The following is a 17,472-nucleotide window of genomic DNA, read 5'->3' as shown; positions in this document are numbered from 1 at the left end:
CCCTGCCGGGGCGCGAGGCGTAGGGACTACCCACACGAACTCACGAAGGCTCCTTTTTAAGGGTGGTTCTGATTTCACGTCACCTTGCTCGCGTGTACGGGTTTTCGCTGACTTATGCTCAACAAGGGCGGTTGTATTATTTTCGGGTCTTGAGGGGCGTGGCCGTCATGGTCGCGCCCCTTTTTGGTGGGGCACCCATTGGGGACAGACTTAAATGAGTGCCCAATGAGCAGGTACTCATTTAAGTCTGTCCCCAATGGGTGCCAACGAGTGGGTGGAAGATTGCGGGTTCTTTACGGGGGTGCAGTGTGGGCTGCGGAAACGCGATTCTTTCCGTACAATGATGCAATTCGTGTAAACGCAGGGAAGGGGCATTCATGGCAGACATGATCGAGACCAAGCATCTCAACAAGTACTTTGGCGACCTGCATGTGCTCAAAGATATCAACCTCACCGTCAAGCGCGGCGAGAAGCTCGTAATGATCGGGCCTTCCGGTTCGGGCAAGTCGACGCTCATCCGTTGCGTCGACTATCTGGAGGAGCCCACATCGGGCGAGGTCATCATCGACGGTACGCCGCTCACCAAGAAGAATCACCTGGAGATGGCTCGCAAGTATAGCTCCATGGTGTTTCAGCAGTTCAACCTGTATCCCAACATGACGGTGCTCGGCAACCTGACGCTCGCGCCCATCAAGCTGCAAAAGAAGAGCAAGGAGGAGGCGACCGAGATCGCCATCGCCGCGCTCAAGCGCGTCGGCATGGCGCATAAGGCCGGCGAGTATCCGCAAAACCTCTCGGGCGGTCAGCAGCAGCGCATCGCCATCGCCCGTGCCCTGTGCACCAAGCAGCCCATCATCCTGTTTGACGAGCCGACCTCGGCGCTCGACCCCGAGATGGTGCAGGAGGTGCTCGACGTTATGATTGAGCTCGCGCAGGAGGACATCACCATGATCTGCGTGACGCATGAGATGGGCTTTGCGCGCCAGGTGGCCGACCGCGTCATCTTTATGGAGGACGGCCGCATCCTGGAGGAGGGCACGCCCGAGCACTTCTTCGATAACCCCGAGAACCCGCGCTGCCGCGAGTTCCTGTCCAAGATTCTGCATTAGGCGCGGTGATGGACATGACGGATATGACGAGGGCGGCCGTGTCGCGCCGTCACTTTTTGCAGCTGGCGGGCGCTGGCATGCTCGCGCTGACGGGGACCGCGCTCACCGGTTGCGGCAACTCCACCAGCGGCGAGGCCTCCGACAAGGGCTCCAAGCTTGCGGCCATCAAGTCGCGCGGTCATCTGAATGCCGGCGTTAAGAAGGACGTTCCCGGCTACGGCTATTACGACACCGCCAAGGGTCGCTTTGAGGGCATGGAAGTCGATTTGTGCTACCAGATTGCCGCCGCCGTCTTTGATGTGAGCTACAAGGAGGCCCGCGCCCAGGAGCTGGTCGAGTTTACCGACGTAACGCCCAAGACGCGCGGCCCGCTGATCGACAACGGCCAACTCGATGTGGTCGCGGCGACCTACACCATCACCGACGAGCGCAAGAAGAGCTGGGATTTCTCGACGCCGTATCGCACCGACTACGTGGGACTCATGGTCAAGAAGCGTTCGGGCTTTTCCTCGATTGAGGACCTGGACGGCAAGGTCATCGGCGTGAGCCAGGGTGCCACCACACAGGGCCTGATCGAGCAGATGATCAAGGATAACGGCTTTAGCTGCGAGCCCGAATTTAGGGCCTTTAGTGGCTATCCCATCATCAAGAGTTCGCTCGACGCCGGCAATATCGACGTCTTTGCCATGGACCGCTCCACGCTGGCCGGCTATATGAATGAGACTGTCGAGCTGCTGCAGCCCGAGGTCAAGTTTGGCGAGCAGGGCTACGGCGTGGCGACCAAGAAGGACTGCGACCTTTCGGCCGTGGTCGATCGGGTGGTCTGCGATCGCCTGGCCGACGGCTGGCTCGATCAAGAGGTCAAGACCTGGGGTCTTGTGTAGGCGCATCGTCCAAGGAAGGAATCAAATGCTCGAAGGATTGTTTGACGCCGATCGCTGGTCGACGACATTTCAAAACATGGGGCCCTTCTGGGAGGGCTTTGGCGTGACGCTGCAGGTGGTTGTTGCCGGTCTGCTGTTGTCGCTGGCGCTGGGCACGCTGCTGGGCGTGTTCTCGACCACCCGTTCGCGCGTGCTGCGTGCCATCAGCCGCGTGTACGTGGAGTTTTACCAGAACACTCCGCTGCCCGTGCAGGTACTCTTTATGTACATGGCCGGCCCGCAGTTTTTGCAGGCCATAACCGGCGCCGACCAGCCGGTGCGCATCGCGCCGTTTGTGCTGGGCTTCTTGGGTGTGGGCCTGTACCACGCGGCCTACATCTCGGAGGTCATCCGCACCGGCATCGAGGCCGTTCCGCGCGGTCAGATGGAGGCGGCCCAGAGCCAGGGCTTCACCCGCGCGCAGGCTTACTGGTACATCGTGCTGCCCCAGACGTTCAAGATCATCCTGCCGCCGCTGTGTAATCAGGCGCTCAACTTGGTCAAGAACACGTCGGTGCTGGCGCTCGTAGCCGGTGGCGACCTTATGTACCGTTCCGACAACTTTGTGAGTCTGTACGGTTACCTGCAGGGATACATCGTCTGCTGCCTTATGTACTTCATCATCTGCTTTCCGCTCGCCATGCTGGTGCAGTGGCTCGAGCGCCGCTCCAAGGAGCGTCCGCGCGGCGTGAGCCTGGCCGAGCTGGGGCTCGACAACGTAGAGGAGGCCTAGCGCATGGAAATCTTCAACGCGACCAACCTGCTCTACATTTGGGGCGGCTTTGTTAAGACCATCGAGATCTCGGCGCTGTCGATCTTTTTCTCGCTCATCTTTGGCACGGTGCTAGCGCTCGTTAAAAGCTATGCGCCTCGCCCGTTCCGTATTTTGGTGAGCGCCTATATCGAGCTGTTCCGTTGTACGCCGAACCTGCTGTGGATTCTGTTTATCTACTTTACGGTGCAGGGTTTGGACATTGTGATCTCGACCATAGCCTTTACGCTGTTTACCAGCGCTGTTATGGCCGAGATTGTGCGCGGCGGCCTCAACTCGATTCCGCGCGGCCAGTTTGAGGCAGCGCAGAGCCAGGGTTTTGGCTTTTTTGCCACCATGCGCTACATCATTCTGCCGCAGACGTTTAAGACGATCATTCCGGCGCTGTTCAGCCAGTGCACGACCGTCATCAAGGACAGCTCGTATCTTTCGGGCATTAACGTGGCCGAGCTCATGTACACGGCAAACGTCGTGATGGCCCATGCGATCGACCTGTCGCAGGTGCTTATGCTCTACGGCCTGGTGTTTGCGATGTACTTTGTGCTCAACTTTGGTATTTCGCTGCTGGTGAGGGCATATCAGAGGCGAATGGTGGCCGCATAGTCCTGCTTCCCCAAGCACGGCACCTTGCCCCTCAATCGCCGCTTGCGTACATTTAGTACGCGGCGCTCCTCTTTCGGGGCAATCTGCCGCACTTGGGAAACCAGGACCGGCGTAAGTGACAAAATGGGAAACAGAGACTGCCTTTTTCTCATTTGTTAGAAAGGAATCGCGATGAGCGATCTGGAGAACAAGAAGAATCCTGTGGTCATTACCATCGCGCGCGACTTTGGCGCCGAGGGCCACGAGATTGGCCGCATGCTTGCCGACGAGTTGGGGATTCCGCTGTACGATAACGAGCTGCTGGTGCGCGCGTCACTGCGTGCGGGCGAGTCGCTCGACAAGATGGCCGCCTATGATGAGCGTCTGGCCGTGGAGAACATGGCGTTTCTGCCCGACCGCTACGATGCGCGTTCGTACTCGGACAAGTTGTTCCAGAAGATGAGCCAGGTGATTTTGGACCTGGGCGAGACCGAGAGCTGCATTATCGAAGGCCGTCTGTCCGATTACCTGCTGCGTAACAATCCCAACCACATTGCCGTGTTGGTGACCGCACCCTTTGAGGACCGCGTCGAGATCGTGCGCAAGAAGCGTGGCCTTAATAAAAAGAAGGGCGCCAAGCTGGTCAAGCAGCAGCAGAAGGCGCGCGAGGCGTTCTATAAGCGCTATAGCGCCGGAAAGTGGAAGATGACGAGCGGTAAAGACATCGTCGTCAATCGCGCCAAGCTGGGTCGCGAGGGCTGCAAAGACGTCATCGCGGCGGCCTACCGCTACAAAGTGGCCCAGCTCGAAGGCTAGCCGACCAAAACCACCACAAAGGGGACAGGCACCTTTGTGGTGGTTTTTGTTTTAGGCCGAGGGAAAGGCCTTGGTGAGACCGGCGCGCGTCTGCGTGTCGGTCTTTTGGTAAATAGAGCTCAGGTGGCGCTGTACCATGCGCATCGAGATACCAAGCTCCTCGGCGACCTGTTTGAGCGGGCGCTCGTCCTGGGTTACGGCCATGAGCACGTCGACTTCGCGCGGGGTGAGAGCGTGATCGGTGATGAAGACCTGACGCTGCTCCTCGATACTCGGTGCTGCCAGCGCCTCCTCGGCAAGCTGTTGATGTTCGCGCTCCTGCTCGGTTTGGGGTAGGCGGAACAGGCCGGCTGCCACAAATGCCGCGCAGGCGGCGACGAGCAAAACGAGCGCACCGATCATGATGAGGGCGACGTTGCCAGAGGTCACAAGCGCAAGCGAGACGCCCGACGTGGTGAACGCGCACACGTTATTGGCCGCACGGCCCATGCCGGCCCAGAAGGCGGGCACGTGCATGCGCGGTGCCAGCTGAGTAAACGTGGCGGTAAAGAATGTGACGAAAAAGCCCGAGCTCAGGTAAAAGACGACAAGGCCCAGGTTGGGATCGGCGCCGGCCTCCACGGCCAGGATGGAAATGGTCGAGAGCACGGCGATGCCGAGCATGACAAGTCCCATGTATCGGCGCTCGGCAAGGTCAAAGATAATGCCGGCGGCAAGGCCGCTCGCCGCCAAAAAGAGGCGCGGCCATGTTTGCACGGCAATGGTGCCGTGGGCGTTGGAGAGCGTGACCACGTTGTCGAGGGTCGAGAACAAGCAGGCAAGAATCATGACGAGCGCGATGCTCCAACATGCCTGCTTGGCGAGGGCGTGCGATGGCTCAACAAGGGGATTGATGGCGGGGCTGGAGCTCTCAGCAGCCTTTTGGGGAACGACGCTGAGGGCGGAGATGACGATCGTCGCTGTGCCAAGGACGATGAGCTCTGCGATGCCGCCGCAATTGAGCAGGTTGATGACGAACTGCATCAGGATGCCCGCGGCATAGGCTGCTCCCGCACCGGTGGCGAGCTTGGGATCGTCTTGGAATGTCGTTGCGAAGGCATGGTGTGCCGCGCCGCCCAGTAGGCCGAGTCCGAGGAATGCGAGGCATCCCAGAATCTCGAGCGCAAGCGGGCTCGTGGGGGACTGAATCTGAGTCAACCCCAAGATGGCGATGGGGACGGCGGCGCTGACAACTGCCTGAGGCCGGCTTTTGCGCCGTGCGAGCCCGAGCAGCGGCGCATATCCGATAAAGCCGATCACGCTGGCGCCGAGGATGAAGCCCTGCGCAATCACAACACGCTCGGCACCGGCGAGCAGCCCGACATTAATGTCGAATCGAAACTCGGCGGCAAGAAAGACAAAGGTAAAGAGCGCAAGTGCCAGAAGCGCGTTGATTTTAGGCTTACTCAGGTTCAAGAACGGTCCTTTGGATGGACAATAATCGTGTCCTCGATTGTAGCCTTCCTGGGACGAGTGTGGCGATGGTGAAATCATATTGAATTAAACCGCAGGTAGAGGCCTAGGTTCGCATCTACGAACCTAGGCGTACGGAGTCATTTGGCGCATCTTGGTCGTACAGGACCACAACAAAGGGGACAGGCACCTTTGTGGTGGTATGCCCCTACGACCAAGGAGGGCGTTATGTGCGGAAGTCACTTTGATAAGCAAACTCAGCGGGAGTGCACCTGCTCGCTGGTTCACGGTACTTGGCGTTGTGTAGGTGCCAAAATAGCTTGCGCCGGCGCGTGTGCGCTTATGGTCGGTCAGTTGCTGCTGCCGAGCGTGGCGCTGGCGACGGAATATGCCGATCCCGCCGCTGCGACGGTCGAGGCCGCCGCGGCTCCGGTGACGCCGACGGTTGCGGAGGATACGGCTGCAACGACCGCACCAGCTGCTTCGACCGCGCCTGCAACCGATGCTGCTCCGGCGGCGCAAGCCACCGTTGAGCCTCAGCAGACAATCCCAGCCGATGCCGCCAATGAGTCTAGCGGTGCTGCGCTCGCTGGGCAAAACGCTTCTGGCGACGACAACGCCGCCATGCCGGCGAGCAACGCCATCATGCCCTGCGGTGTGACCGATGTTGTTGGCGGCAGCGACGTTAGGGTCAATACGACCGTGGTTCCCCGCTACACGGACTGCGTGCTTCCGTGCGATGTCACACTCGAAAAGGGCCAGCCGTATACCTATGATGATTTTCCCGATGTAGAAGGTGGCATTCCAGAAACGCTTGCGAGCGAAGTCGTCGAGGTTAAGTACTACAGGGCCAATGCCGCTTCGGGCACTCTGGTCGAAGTTCAGGATGCGTCCATGTCCGACGTGACGGCTCGCTTCGAACCCGTTGGCAATCACATGAGGCTGACGCTGACCTTTACGGGTGGCGCGGCGGGCGGCTCGTATCGACTCACACGCAATGAGGCTCTCTATATTGGCGCGGCACTGGAGTATACCGGAACTGACTATGAAGGCAGCTCGACTATCCTCAACGAAACCAGGTACGACTATTACCTCCGCTACGCCATCAATAGCGAAATTACGCTTGTTGCGTCAGAAAACGAAGCCATCCATAACCTGGACGTCAACGACGTGAAGACCGACTACGCGCCCGGCGAGGCGCCCCGCGCGACCGCGACGATCCCCACTGCCGATGCCGACAAGTACGAGATCGCCTACGAGTGCTGGGAGGAAATGGATGGCAGCGACCCTGCGGAGCTCACGCCCGTTGCCTTCTGGTATTCCGACCCTGCCAAGTATCCGACGGGCGCGAGGAGGATCGAACACTTCGAAGAGGGCAAGTTCTACATGTACTCCGTTGAGCTGAGGCTCAAGGGCGACAATACCGTGGCCGATGACTGCATGATGTACGTCAACGGTCATTGGGCGCACCATATCAAGACCGTCAACGGCGTCTTCGCGCCCAATGCTGACAATATGCTGTGCGAGGCTCCGATTGATGAGTGGCGGGCAATCGACCTTATCGAGATTAACGGTGCCATGACCACCTTTAAGGCAGGCGACAGGCCGGTCTTTACGGCGGGTACTCCGGCGGGTTCCGACTCTATTCTCCAGTGCGAGTTCTGGACGGGTAGCGACGGCAGTGAGGTGAATTCCGTTGAGTTTTGGGACCAGCACATCACCAACCATATCGACGCGTTTAAGCCCGGTGTGACCTATCGTTACGGCCTGTACTTTAAGCCGGCGCGTGGTTTCTACTTTACGCCCAATACCAAGCTGAAGATCAATGGGGTTGAGTGTGGCTATCAGGTGAGCGAGGCAAGTGAGGTTGATCCCGAGAGCGGTTGGATTTTCACCCTGTGGCTGAACACCAATCTGACGTTTACGCCTGAGACTACGCCGGCTCCCGATCCGCAGCCCACGCCGGATCCCAATCCGACACCGCAGCCTGAGACCAAGCCCGAGGCCAAACCTGAAGCTAAACCCTCGACCAAGCCGGCTACGACCACCACGGTGAGCAAGACGGTTGAGAAAACCACGCAGGCCAAAAAGTCCGCCGCCGTCCTGGCCGCCACGGGCGACACCACCGCGATGACTGTCACCGCCCTGGGCATCGCCGGCGCAACCGTTGCCGCCGCAGGCATCGCCGCGACCAAGCGTCGCAAGCGTTAGGTTTTGGTGCTGGCGCCTATCCTCTGCCTCAGCAAAATCTCAATCTGTAACACCAAACTGCCCAAAACGGCTCTAGATGTTACAGATTGAGATGAACCGAATGACCTCCAATCTAATGTCTCGATCTGTAACACCAAGCGGGGAATTTGACCTCTAACTGTTACAGATCGAGACAAACTGGCCGGCCAAGTCCAGAACCGCCACAAAGGTGCCTGTCCCTTTTGTGGCGGTTTGCGCAGGCAGAACGGTAGGTTCGTATATATGAACCTACCGTTCGCTTTGTTTTTGGACAACGATTACGCTGGATGACTTTTGGTTTGCAGGAAAGGAACGACCATGAGGTGGACTACTGTTCGAGCGCTTTGCCGCCGCCTGACCATTGCCGCGGTGACCCTCACTATGGTGACGGGCTCGTTGCCTGTGGGCGCGTTTGCTGAGGTGCTCACCACCGATAGCACCTTTGTGCAGACGGATGTCGACCAAGTAGACGCCGTCGACCCCGCCGACGTCGCGCCCGATGCCGACGCCGCCAACGCTGCCGACCCCGCGCCCGATGCCGGCGCTGCCGACCCCACAGTGCTCGAGGCCGGTGACACCCCTACGCCCCCGGCCTCCGAGATTGCATCGGCGGCAGGCCTGACGGGCGCCGGACAGACCGAGAGCACACCTGCGGGTACGCTTGCCACCGATCTTGTCGAGGGCAAGGAGCTCGCCGAGCGGCAAAAGCAAGAGGAGGCTTCCGGCACCGAGGCGACCTGGAACGAGGAACTTGAACTCTGGGCAACCTCGAAGGGCGCCACGGGCGTAAAGGGCGAAGACGACGATGGCTACGTGGCCGGCGAGCAGACCCCCGCGCAGTACTACTTCTCGATCGATAGCCTCACCAACGAAATTTCTATCGAGTATGGCGACGCGGGCATTACCACGTTGGAGGTGCCCTCGACCATCGACGACAAAAATGTCGTAAGCCTTACGGGTATGGGAAGCGCTGCGCTCACATCGATCACCTTCGCCCCTAATTCGCATGTCCGCTCGGTTGGAGGCTTGGGCGGCAGCAGCATCAAAGAGATCGCACTGCCCGATTCGGTCGAGGAGCTCAAGAGCTATGCATTCTACAAAAGCAAGACGCTCCAGACGGTAACCTGGCCCAACAACGCGGCCTTTACCACGATTCCCGAGCAGGCCTTTAAGGAATGTGAACAACTTGACGACAATGTGGTGGCAACGCTGCCGCCTTCGGTCAAAACTATCGACTATCTTGCATTCGCCTATTGCGGCGTGCCGCAGTTCTATGTCTCGGATACAACGGTACTCACCTTTACGCAGATCAATGTGCCGGGCACGGTGGAGCGGATCGGGCACTATGCATTTTGTGGGTGCTCCTTTGTGTCGTCGGTGACGATTGGCGATGGTGTCAAATCTATCGGGGCGCTCGCGTTCGCCTCTCTTGATCCTGCGATTGCCGGCAAAGAGATTGTGCTACCCAAAAGCGTGGAAATGATAGAGTGGGGAGCTTTTGAGAACACGAGATACGGAAACGAGACGAACCATAATGCCGTTGCCCTGCGCGTGATGAACCCCGATCTTCAGTTTGGTGAGGCGGGCTATTCGGGCGACTATAATGAGCGCGTGACAATCGATGGCGTAACGTATGCGATTCCCTTTAGTGAAGGCCAGACCATCTATGCCTATGCGACCGATTCGGCTGGCAATCCCTCGATGGTCAAAAAGCTTGCCGATGCCGTGGCCGATCGCAAGGATTCCGTCGATTCCTCGAAGCCTGCCTACACGTTTGAGTGGATGGGCGAGGCGGCCCAGGTGACGGGCAAACTTCCCCAGAGCGCGACGGCTACACTCGTGCAGGCGGGGCAGTCCACGCCGCTGGCGGTTGGCGATGACGGCAGCTTTACAGCGGACGCTCTCTCCAAGACAGCAGCCACCCTGCGCATTTCGCTCAGCGGTTACTATGACATGGTGCTGGCGCGCCCGGGCGACCAGATGACGGGCACATGGAATATCGGAGAGATAAAGGCGGAGGACTTTACCAAGATTCCGGCCTCGCGCGCGATTGAGCTCAACGTGGCCTATCTCGAACCGGTCGCAGGCCAGGATAAGACCGAACGCATTGAGCTCGATAATCTCGATAACATCGATCTGACGGTGAAGAGCGGCGGCAAGACGCTTAAGCCTGCCAAGGGTGACAAAGAAAACGACTTCCGTATCCAGGGCACAGCACTCGTGGTGTCGCAGGCCATTGCCGACGCGGACCAGGATCTGGAGATAACGCTCGAGCCCAAAGACAGACTCAAGCTGGGTGGGGCGACGGCGACGGTGAAACCTTCGGCCGGCAAGGTCGATATCGACTTGAAGCCCTGGGGTACGGCGACGGTCACGACCAAGGGCGACTACCAGGGCGCCAACCGCGTGCTGGTGTTCCGTACGTCCGACGGCAAGCTCGTCGCCGACGGTGTCACCTATTTGATGGGTTACGAAGACGATGGCACCACGCCTATCATGAAGGCCGGGACGCCGCGCCTTAAGGCCGGTTCGCACACCATCGTCGCCTTTAACAAGACGAGCTACGACATCCAAGCGACGAGCTATTCCACGTTTAGCCGCCTAGGGCTGACCGTGGGTGAGCATATCGCGCAAAAGCAGGTGAAGATTGAGGACGGCAAACAGCTCGACGTGACGCTCGACGTTCCCACGTTTGACGTGGAGACGTATCGTGCCGAGCGCGGGCTGACGGCGGGCTCGGTTATCGCTGATTCGTCCGCGGTCGTTGGCGTGGAGACCGAGCTACGCATTCATTACGAGCTCAAGAACAGCCAGGCTGCCAAGATTGAGATTCCGCTGGCAAAGGATGCCGTCGAGGATGTGTCCGCAGGCTCTCGCGAAGCCGTCGCCAGCTCCGATGCCGGGTGGGTTGGCACAACTTGGGAGGGCGACAACCTCGTTCTCGATATGAAGAAGGGCATGGGCGCCGATGTGTTTGTGCGCTTTAAGCCTAAGGCCGCGGGCATCTATGCCATCTCGCCGCTTATTACGCTGGGCGAGGTGACATTGCCGCTGGGAAGCACCACGCTCGAGGTTAGCGGATCGCGCATCGAGGTCGACAGCACCGACGTTCACAGCCTGCTGGGCAATGTGGCCTACGTTTATGCGGCGCCGGGCAAGAGCGTGCAGCTCACCGTGGGCACGGGCGCCTCGGCTGCAAAGTACACCGGCAAGACCAATAAACTCGGCCGTGCCAAGATTGAATACGACCTGCCGCAGGATACGCTTGCCGCCGAGCGCGTGACGCTCGAGGCGCGCGTGGGCTCGACCGACGTCGCCGCCGCTGCCGCAGAGGTGGCGGCTCGCAATTATGTGCGCTATGTTCCGGGCGCTTCGGTCTGGAACTTTGATGTGACGTATCGTGGCGGTACGCAAAGCCTGGTCAAGGACGGCAAGGACACCGGCAAGAGCCTGTGGACCTTCCATCATCTGCCGCAAAAGAAGAACGCCTACTGGACGTTCGATATCACGCTCGAGGTGGGAAACGAAGAGGCCGCCGACACGCTCGACCTGTACGTGGACTGCGTGGATGGCAAGACGGTGACGATTCCTCTGACTCAAAAGTCGCGCGAGGGCACCCGTGTGCGCTATGTGGCGGAGTATGTGGACGAGGGCTACCTTAAACTGCTCGACGAGTTTAACAAGGCGAATGACTCGACCTATGTGAACTGCGGAAACTTTGAGCAGATCTTTATGCCGCAGACCTACCGCATCTCCAATGCTCAGCTTATGACCATGCTGAGTTTTGATGCCAACGCTTCGGCCAAAAAGCATTCCGCCGCGGCCGAGGAGCGCCAGCAGGAGTTCTCGAATGCCGTGCAGCAGTGGCACGAGTATATGATGGATAACTCGTTTAATGATGTCGATGAGGCCTTTAACGACGCGATTGACCAGATGGTCGCCGATGCGTTCGCCGAGGAAGAGAAGGGCGGCAAGGACGAGGGCGGCAACGCGCGTAAGGTTCGCCGTGCCCCTGCCGCCAGCGACGGTAAGGGTGATGATGCTGACAACGACGAGGCCGCGCAGTTTGCCGCCGAGCTTAAGGCTGCGGTTGGCGGCTCGTCGGCGCTGCTGACTAAGCAGGGCGACAGCTATGGCGTCAACGTGGACAAGATGATCTTTGAGGACGCGTACGGCACCGGCGAGGATTGGTATCAGGAACTTGCGGCGGCCCAGGGCGCGAACGCTGCGGATGCGGCCGCCATCAAGGAGCTCGTCGACCATGCATCGCGAGCGGAGTTTATTGCCCAGCAGGCCGAGGATCTGGTGGGCCAGTCGATGGGTATCGGCCAGCTCAGCCAATACGGAAGCTGGAATGACGCAACTGCTGCGGCGCTCAACAAGTGTGCGGGCATTAAGGCCAGCGAGTACAACGGCCAGTCGACGAGCGGGTTTAACGATTTGGGCCAGGCGCTCGGAAGCTCGCTGAGCTACAAGGCGGCTGACGACGATACCGTCAAGGGCTTTAAGGTCGCCGCGCCCGATGGCGAGCAGACGGCCTATATCGAGTCGGAGTTTATCGAGAACTCCAATAACAACAAGAACCAGGCGCTGCTGTTTAACTCAATCGCCATGCAATGCGACATTTTGGACAATCTGTACGATAACTGGAACGTAGTCCACAGCCTCAATAACTCTACGATTCGCGGTTGGCTTATGGCTTGGAAGCGCAACGGTGACGTCAGCGCCCACATGAAGCTCATCCGCACGATCCGTTCGCTCAAAAGCTACAAGATCGAGTGTGAGATGTTCGGCCAGGTCTTTAAGACCGATGCGTGGAAGGCGGCCGGCCAGGCGTTTCCCGCGGCGACCCAGGGCATCGGCATCTTTACCGGCATTTACGGCGTGAACGATGCCAGCAAGAACTGGGAGAACGTGAACGTCCGTATGCAGAAGGTGAAGGGCGAGCGCGAAGGCTATGAGCTTCAGCATACGCGCTTGCTTGCCAAGCCCGAGAAGACCGAGGACGACTGGAAGTGCATTTACGCGCTGCGTGACGCCATGGAGAAGGCGCGTGCGTTTGAGGATCTGCTGTATCGCCAGCTCTGCCACGACAGCACCGATGTGGCAGTGGGCTCCATTATGACAATCGCCGGCGTGCTGACGGCCGGTTCGGCGGGTACCGTGGTGGGCGCTGCCTATGATGCGGCTTCGACGAGTGTGGGCTCGGAGCGCGCGATTAAGTTAACCAATGCCGAGTGCGCCTACGATGTCGCCTGTGAGCGGGTGGAGCGCGCGTGCCAGAATCGTATTACGGTCAACTGGGGTGAGCTGACCGATGCCGAGGTCTATAACGCCAACAAGGACGGCTTGATCTCGGACGAGAAGATGCAGTCGATCTTTGAGGCACGTTACCGCCATGTGGCCGCGAAGGCCGCACCTGATCCTGCGGGCGTGGTGTATGAGGGCCTGCTGTCCAATACGGTCGAGGGTGCAACGGTTGAGCTGTGGAGCGCCGACGATGCCGCCGGCACCAATGCCACGCGTTGGGATGCCGAGGAGTATGAGCAGGACAATCCGCTTGCAACGGGTGCGGACGGTGCGTACAACTGGAATACGCCGGCCGGCTGGTATCAGGTGCGCGTGACCAAGGACGGGTATGAGGAGGCGTGCTCCGCCTGGCTGCGCGTGCCGCCGATTCAGACTGAGGTGAACATTGGTTTGGTGTCGACGGCGGCGCCCGAGGTGGCTTCGGCCCATGCCTATACCGATTGCATCGAGGTTGAGTTTGCGCAGTATATGGATGCGAGCGACGATGCCCTGGTCGCATTGTGCGCGCAGGGCTTGGGCGACGTGACGTATACGTGGCTCGACAAGCAGGACGATCCCAATGGCAAGCCGTTGTCGCGCGTGCTGCGCATTCGCTATGCCGATGCGCGTGAGGCGGGCTCGACGGTGGCGTTTGAGCTTGATGGCGTTCGGAACTATGCCGGCACGGCCATGTCGCGCTGGGCAAGCGGGGAGCTTGCCGTGGGCGTTCGTGCCGACAGGCTCAAGCTCAACGTGGAACAAGCTGTGACCATGCTTGAGGGCGGCGACTTTAAGCTGGTGGCATATGTGACCGATAAGGCGGGCAAGCCGTTTGCGGGCGCCAAGGTTAGTGTTGGGCTGGAGTCCTCGGCTATCTGCTCTGTCGATGCCACCCAGGCCGTGACGGGCGAGGACGGCGCGGCGACGTTTGTGCTGCATGGTGCTCTGCCCGGTTTGACGACGTTGACGGCGGCGGTGGATGGCACGGCTCTGTCCAAGCAGGTTGACGTGCGCGTGTCTGCCGAGGCCGTGCGACCGGCGCGACCGGCGGCGACGATTGGTGCGACGACGTTTGGCTCGTGGTCGCCCAAGGAGAATTACATTACGGTGCCCAAGGGTACGAAGCTGGAGCTTTCGGCGGAGGATGACGCGACCATTTGGTACACCACCAACGACACCTGCCCCTGCCGTGACGAAGGCCGCGTAAAGTACATCGAGCCTATTGCGCTCGATAGCAACATGTATGTGCGCATTGCGGCACAACGCCCTGGCATGTCGTACAGCGAGTATTCCGAGCGTCTGAACATTACGATTACAGTGACCGATGAGGCGGTGCCTGAGCCCAAGCCGGAGCCCGGGCCGGAGCCCGAGCCCAAGCCGGAACCCAAGCCGACGCCTGGCGGTGGCGAGCAGGGTGGCGGTGCGGATGGCTCTGGCGGTACCGGGGCTCCTGCGGGTGGTTCGACTTCGACGACGACCACAGTGACGACGGACAAGTCCAAGGGTAAGGGCGAGAGCGGCAAGAAATCCGGCGGCACGGAGCTTGCCAGCACGGGTGACTCCGCCGCGATGACGGTCGCCGCCCTGGGCATCGCCGGCGCAACCGTTGCCGCGGCCGGCGTCGCCGTGACCAAGCGCCGCAAGCGCTAGGTTTTGGTGGCGGCGCCCATTCTCGGCTTTTACAAAATCTCAATCTGTAACACCAAGCCAGATATTTGGACTCAAGGTGTTACAGATTGAGACGAAACGACCAGGCAAGTCCCGAACCACCACAAAGGTGCCTGTCCCCTTTGTGGTGGTTTGGACGGCCGGCACAAAAAAGTCCCCGCCGGGCGTGTGCTCAACGGGGACTTTGCCGTTTCATGGCTAGCGCTGTAGGTGATTACTCGCCCAGCAGGCTCTTGGTGATGGAAGCGGCGGCCTTCTTGCCGGCGCCCATCGCCAGAATGACCGTAGCGGCACCGGTGACGATGTCGCCGCCGGCCCAAATGCGGGGATCGGTGGTCTGGCCGGTCTCCTCGTCAGCGACGATGTAGCCCCACTTGTTGAGCTCCATCTTGCCGCCGATCTTGGCAGCGAAGGGGTTGGCGTTGGTGCCGATAGCCGAGATCGCGACGTCGCAGGGGATCTCCTCGATGGCACCCTCGATGGCAACCGGACGACGGCGGCCGGACTCGTCGGGCTCGCCGAGCTCCATCTTCTGGACCTTGACGGCGCACACGGAGCCGTCCTCGCCAGCGACAAACTCGAGCGGGGAAACGAGCGGCAGAACCTCGACGCCCTCGGCCTTAGCATGGTGCAGCTCGGCGCGACGGCAGGGCATCTCGTCCTCGGTACGACGGTAGGCGATGATGGCGTGCTCGGCGCCCAGGCGCTTGGCGGTACGGACGGCGTCCATAGCCACGTTGCCGCCACCAAAGACGACGACGTTCTTGCCGTGCTTGGTGGGGGTGTCGTACTCGGGGAACTTGTTGGCCTTCATCAGGTTCACGCGGGTGAGGTACTCGTTAGCGAAGAAGACGTTGGGCAGGTTCTCGCCGGGGACGTTGAGGAACTTGGGCAGGCCGGCGCCGGTCGCCACGTAGATGGCGTCGAAGCCCTGCTCGAACAGCTCCTCGGCCGTGGCCATGTTGCCCACGACGGAGTTGTACTCAAACTTAACGCCCATGTCCTCCAGGCCGTCAATTTCGCGCTTGACGACTGCCTTGGGCAGACGGAACTCGGGGATGCCGTAGACCAGCACGCCGCCGCCGGTGAAGAAAGCCTCGAAGACGGTGACGTCAAAGCCGTTGCGGGCGAGCTCGCCGGCGCAGGTGATGCCGGACGGGCCGGAGCCGACGACGGCGACCTTCTTGCCGTTCTTGGGGGCCATCTTGGGCGTGGAGGCGAGCTCGGGGCGGTCACCCAGGAAGCGCTCGAGCTGACCGATGGCCACGGGCTCGGACTTCTTACCACGGATGCACTTGCCCTCGCACTGGTTCTCCTGCGGGCAGACGCGGCCGCAGATGGCGGGAAGCATGGAGTCCTCGCGGATGGTATCGAGGGCGCCGCCGAAGTCCTTCTCGCGGATCTGCTCGATAAAGCGGGGGATGTTGATGTTGACGGGGCAGCCCTCAACGCAGAACGGCTTCTTGCAGTTGAGGCAGCGCTCGGCCTCGGCCAGCGCCATCTCCTCGGTGAAGCCCTTGTCGACGGGGCGGAAGTCGCAGGCGCGCTCGGCAGCCGGCTCCTCGTTATCGGGGGTGCGGGGCGACTTCATATCGGCAACGAAACGACCGTTAACTAGTGGCATGCGCAGCTCTTTTCCTCATAGGCCTTGAGGGACTCGCCCTCTTCGGAACGGTAAGCGGCCTGGCGGGCACGAAGGTCATCCCAGTCGACCAGGGTGGCATCGAAGTCGGGGCCGTCGACGCAAGCGAACTTGGTCACGCCGCCCACCTCGACGCGGCAGCAGCCGCACATGCCGGTGCCGTCAACCATGATGGGGTTGAGCGACGCGGTGATGGGGGTGTCGTACTTCTGGGCGGTGAGGGTCGAGAACTTCATCATCGGAACGGGGCCGACGCAGAAGACCTGGCTCACGGCCTTGTCCTGCAGCAGGCGCTCCAGCGGAGCGGTGACAACGCCCTGCTCGCCATAGGAGCCGTCGTCGGTGGTGATGTGGATGTGGTCCTCGTCGAGGAGCTCGCGGAACTGGTCCTCCATGAGCAGGAGGTCCTTGGTGCGGGCGCCCATGATGGCGTGCACCTCGTGACCGGTCTCGACCAGGTGCTTGGCGACCGGGAAGGCAATTGCTAGGCCGACGCCGCCTCCAATGACGGCGCAGGGGCCCTCGGCCATCTCGGTGGGAACGCCCAGCGGGCCCACGACGTCGCGCAGCGACTCGCCGGCCTCGTAGGTGGAAAGCATCTCGGTGGTCTTGCCGATCACCATGAAGATGAACTCGACCCAGCCCTCGTCACCGTTCCAGCCGGCCAGGGTGAACGGGACGCGCTCGCCCGTCTCGTTGGCGCGAACCATGAGGAACTGTCCAGCATGCGCATGCTTGGCGATTGCGGGCGCCTCGATGCGGAACTTGAACACCTTCTCCGAGAACTGCGTCTTCTCCAGGATCTTATACATAGAACCCCTCTCTTGTTAGGGCGACCGAACCGTGCCTCCACGGAAATGGACGGCAGCCCGATTAGAACCGTACGCGCACAGGCGTTGTGCAGACATACGGTGCAAATTATACCCTCATGGGCATGTCGCTTGCGTGTATCTTCGGCAGGTGGGAAAAGTGACCTGCCAAAATAAACCT

10 protein-coding genes are annotated in these 17,472 nt (G+C 60.4%); 7 read left to right on the top strand and 3 right to left on the bottom strand.

Translation table 11 applies throughout. The annotated features are described in order from the left end of the window. Window positions 1–377 precede the first annotated feature (377 nt). The 5 genes from DW123_RS07905 (at window position 378) to DW123_RS07885 (ending at window position 4,202) form a co-directional block, all read left to right on the top strand. Complete coding sequence (locus tag DW123_RS07905) at window positions 378–1,109, top strand: amino acid ABC transporter ATP-binding protein (protein WP_118273303.1); 732 nt, start codon at window positions 378–380, stop codon at window positions 1,107–1,109. A gap of 8 nt (window positions 1,110–1,117) precedes the next feature. After that, on the top strand, window positions 1,118–1,993 hold the full coding sequence (locus DW123_RS07900) for a transporter substrate-binding domain-containing protein (RefSeq protein ID WP_117763273.1): 876 nt from the start codon (window positions 1,118–1,120) through the stop codon (window positions 1,991–1,993). Window positions 1,994–2,018: 25 nt separating this feature from the next. After that, window positions 2,019–2,765, top strand: coding sequence for an amino acid ABC transporter permease (locus DW123_RS07895; RefSeq protein WP_117743673.1), 747 nt, complete (start codon window positions 2,019–2,021; stop codon window positions 2,763–2,765). A gap of 3 nt (window positions 2,766–2,768) precedes the next feature. Further along, the gene (locus tag DW123_RS07890) at window positions 2,769–3,407 is read left to right on the top strand and encodes an amino acid ABC transporter permease (protein WP_006235796.1); all 639 of its coding nucleotides are present in this window, start codon (window positions 2,769–2,771) and stop codon (window positions 3,405–3,407) included. Between the two features lie 171 nt (window positions 3,408–3,578). Continuing rightward, complete coding sequence (locus tag DW123_RS07885) at window positions 3,579–4,202, top strand: AAA family ATPase (protein WP_055251542.1); 624 nt, start codon at window positions 3,579–3,581, stop codon at window positions 4,200–4,202. Window positions 4,203–4,253: 51 nt separating this feature from the next. Here the strand turns inward: DW123_RS07885 and DW123_RS07880 are convergent, their stop codons facing one another. Next, window positions 4,254–5,657 (bottom strand): helix-turn-helix transcriptional regulator, encoded by a 1,404-nt coding sequence (locus tag DW123_RS07880; RefSeq protein ID WP_158570725.1) that lies wholly within the window; start codon window positions 5,655–5,657, stop codon window positions 4,254–4,256. Window positions 5,658–5,882: 225 nt separating this feature from the next. On the opposite strand from DW123_RS07880, the gene DW123_RS07875 reads away from it, so the two are divergent. After that, the gene (locus DW123_RS07875) at window positions 5,883–7,865 is read left to right on the top strand and encodes an LPXTG cell wall anchor domain-containing protein (RefSeq protein ID WP_147351600.1); all 1,983 of its coding nucleotides are present in this window, start codon (window positions 5,883–5,885) and stop codon (window positions 7,863–7,865) included. A gap of 336 nt (window positions 7,866–8,201) precedes the next feature. After that, window positions 8,202–14,822 carry a leucine-rich repeat protein gene (locus tag DW123_RS07870; RefSeq protein WP_118273300.1) on the top strand — a complete coding sequence of 2,207 codons (6,621 nt, stop codon included), beginning with the start codon at window positions 8,202–8,204 and terminating at the stop codon, window positions 14,820–14,822. Between the two features lie 232 nt (window positions 14,823–15,054). Here DW123_RS07870 and gltA read toward each other — a convergent pair whose 3' ends face one another. Together gltA and DW123_RS07860 are read right to left on the bottom strand one after the other, a co-directional pair. After that, window positions 15,055–16,464, bottom strand: coding sequence for an NADPH-dependent glutamate synthase (gene gltA / locus DW123_RS07865; RefSeq protein ID WP_117734771.1), 1,410 nt, complete (start codon window positions 16,462–16,464; stop codon window positions 15,055–15,057). Continuing rightward, the gene (locus DW123_RS07860) at window positions 16,455–17,294 is read right to left on the bottom strand and encodes a sulfide/dihydroorotate dehydrogenase-like FAD/NAD-binding protein (protein WP_006235793.1); all 840 of its coding nucleotides are present in this window, start codon (window positions 17,292–17,294) and stop codon (window positions 16,455–16,457) included. The genes gltA and DW123_RS07860 overlap by 10 nt, the downstream gene beginning before the upstream one ends. Between the last annotated feature and the right edge of the window lie 178 nt (window positions 17,295–17,472).

Origin of the sequence: Collinsella sp. AM10-26, assembly GCF_003472525.1 — a bacterium.
Lineage (GTDB): Bacteria > Actinomycetota > Coriobacteriia > Coriobacteriales > Coriobacteriaceae > Collinsella.
Note: the sequence above shows the minus strand (reverse complement) of the source record. Positions and strands in the feature narration are given on the sequence as shown.

Coding starts and splice junctions, on each gene's coding strand:
- DW123_RS07905 (WP_118273303.1), top strand. CDS start 378: ATGGCAGACATGATCGAGACCAAGCATCTCAACAAGTACTTTGGCGAC.
- DW123_RS07875 (WP_147351600.1), top strand. CDS start 5,883: ATGTGCGGAAGTCACTTTGATAAGCAAACTCAGCGGGAGTGCACCTGC.
- DW123_RS07885 (WP_055251542.1), top strand. CDS start 3,579: ATGAGCGATCTGGAGAACAAGAAGAATCCTGTGGTCATTACCATCGCG.
- gltA (WP_117734771.1), bottom strand. CDS start 16,464: ATGCCACTAGTTAACGGTCGTTTCGTTGCCGATATGAAGTCGCCCCGC.
- DW123_RS07895 (WP_117743673.1), top strand. CDS start 2,019: ATGCTCGAAGGATTGTTTGACGCCGATCGCTGGTCGACGACATTTCAA.
- DW123_RS07890 (WP_006235796.1), top strand. CDS start 2,769: ATGGAAATCTTCAACGCGACCAACCTGCTCTACATTTGGGGCGGCTTT.
- DW123_RS07860 (WP_006235793.1), bottom strand. CDS start 17,294: ATGTATAAGATCCTGGAGAAGACGCAGTTCTCGGAGAAGGTGTTCAAG.
- DW123_RS07870 (WP_118273300.1), top strand. CDS start 8,202: ATGAGGTGGACTACTGTTCGAGCGCTTTGCCGCCGCCTGACCATTGCC.
- DW123_RS07900 (WP_117763273.1), top strand. CDS start 1,118: ATGGACATGACGGATATGACGAGGGCGGCCGTGTCGCGCCGTCACTTT.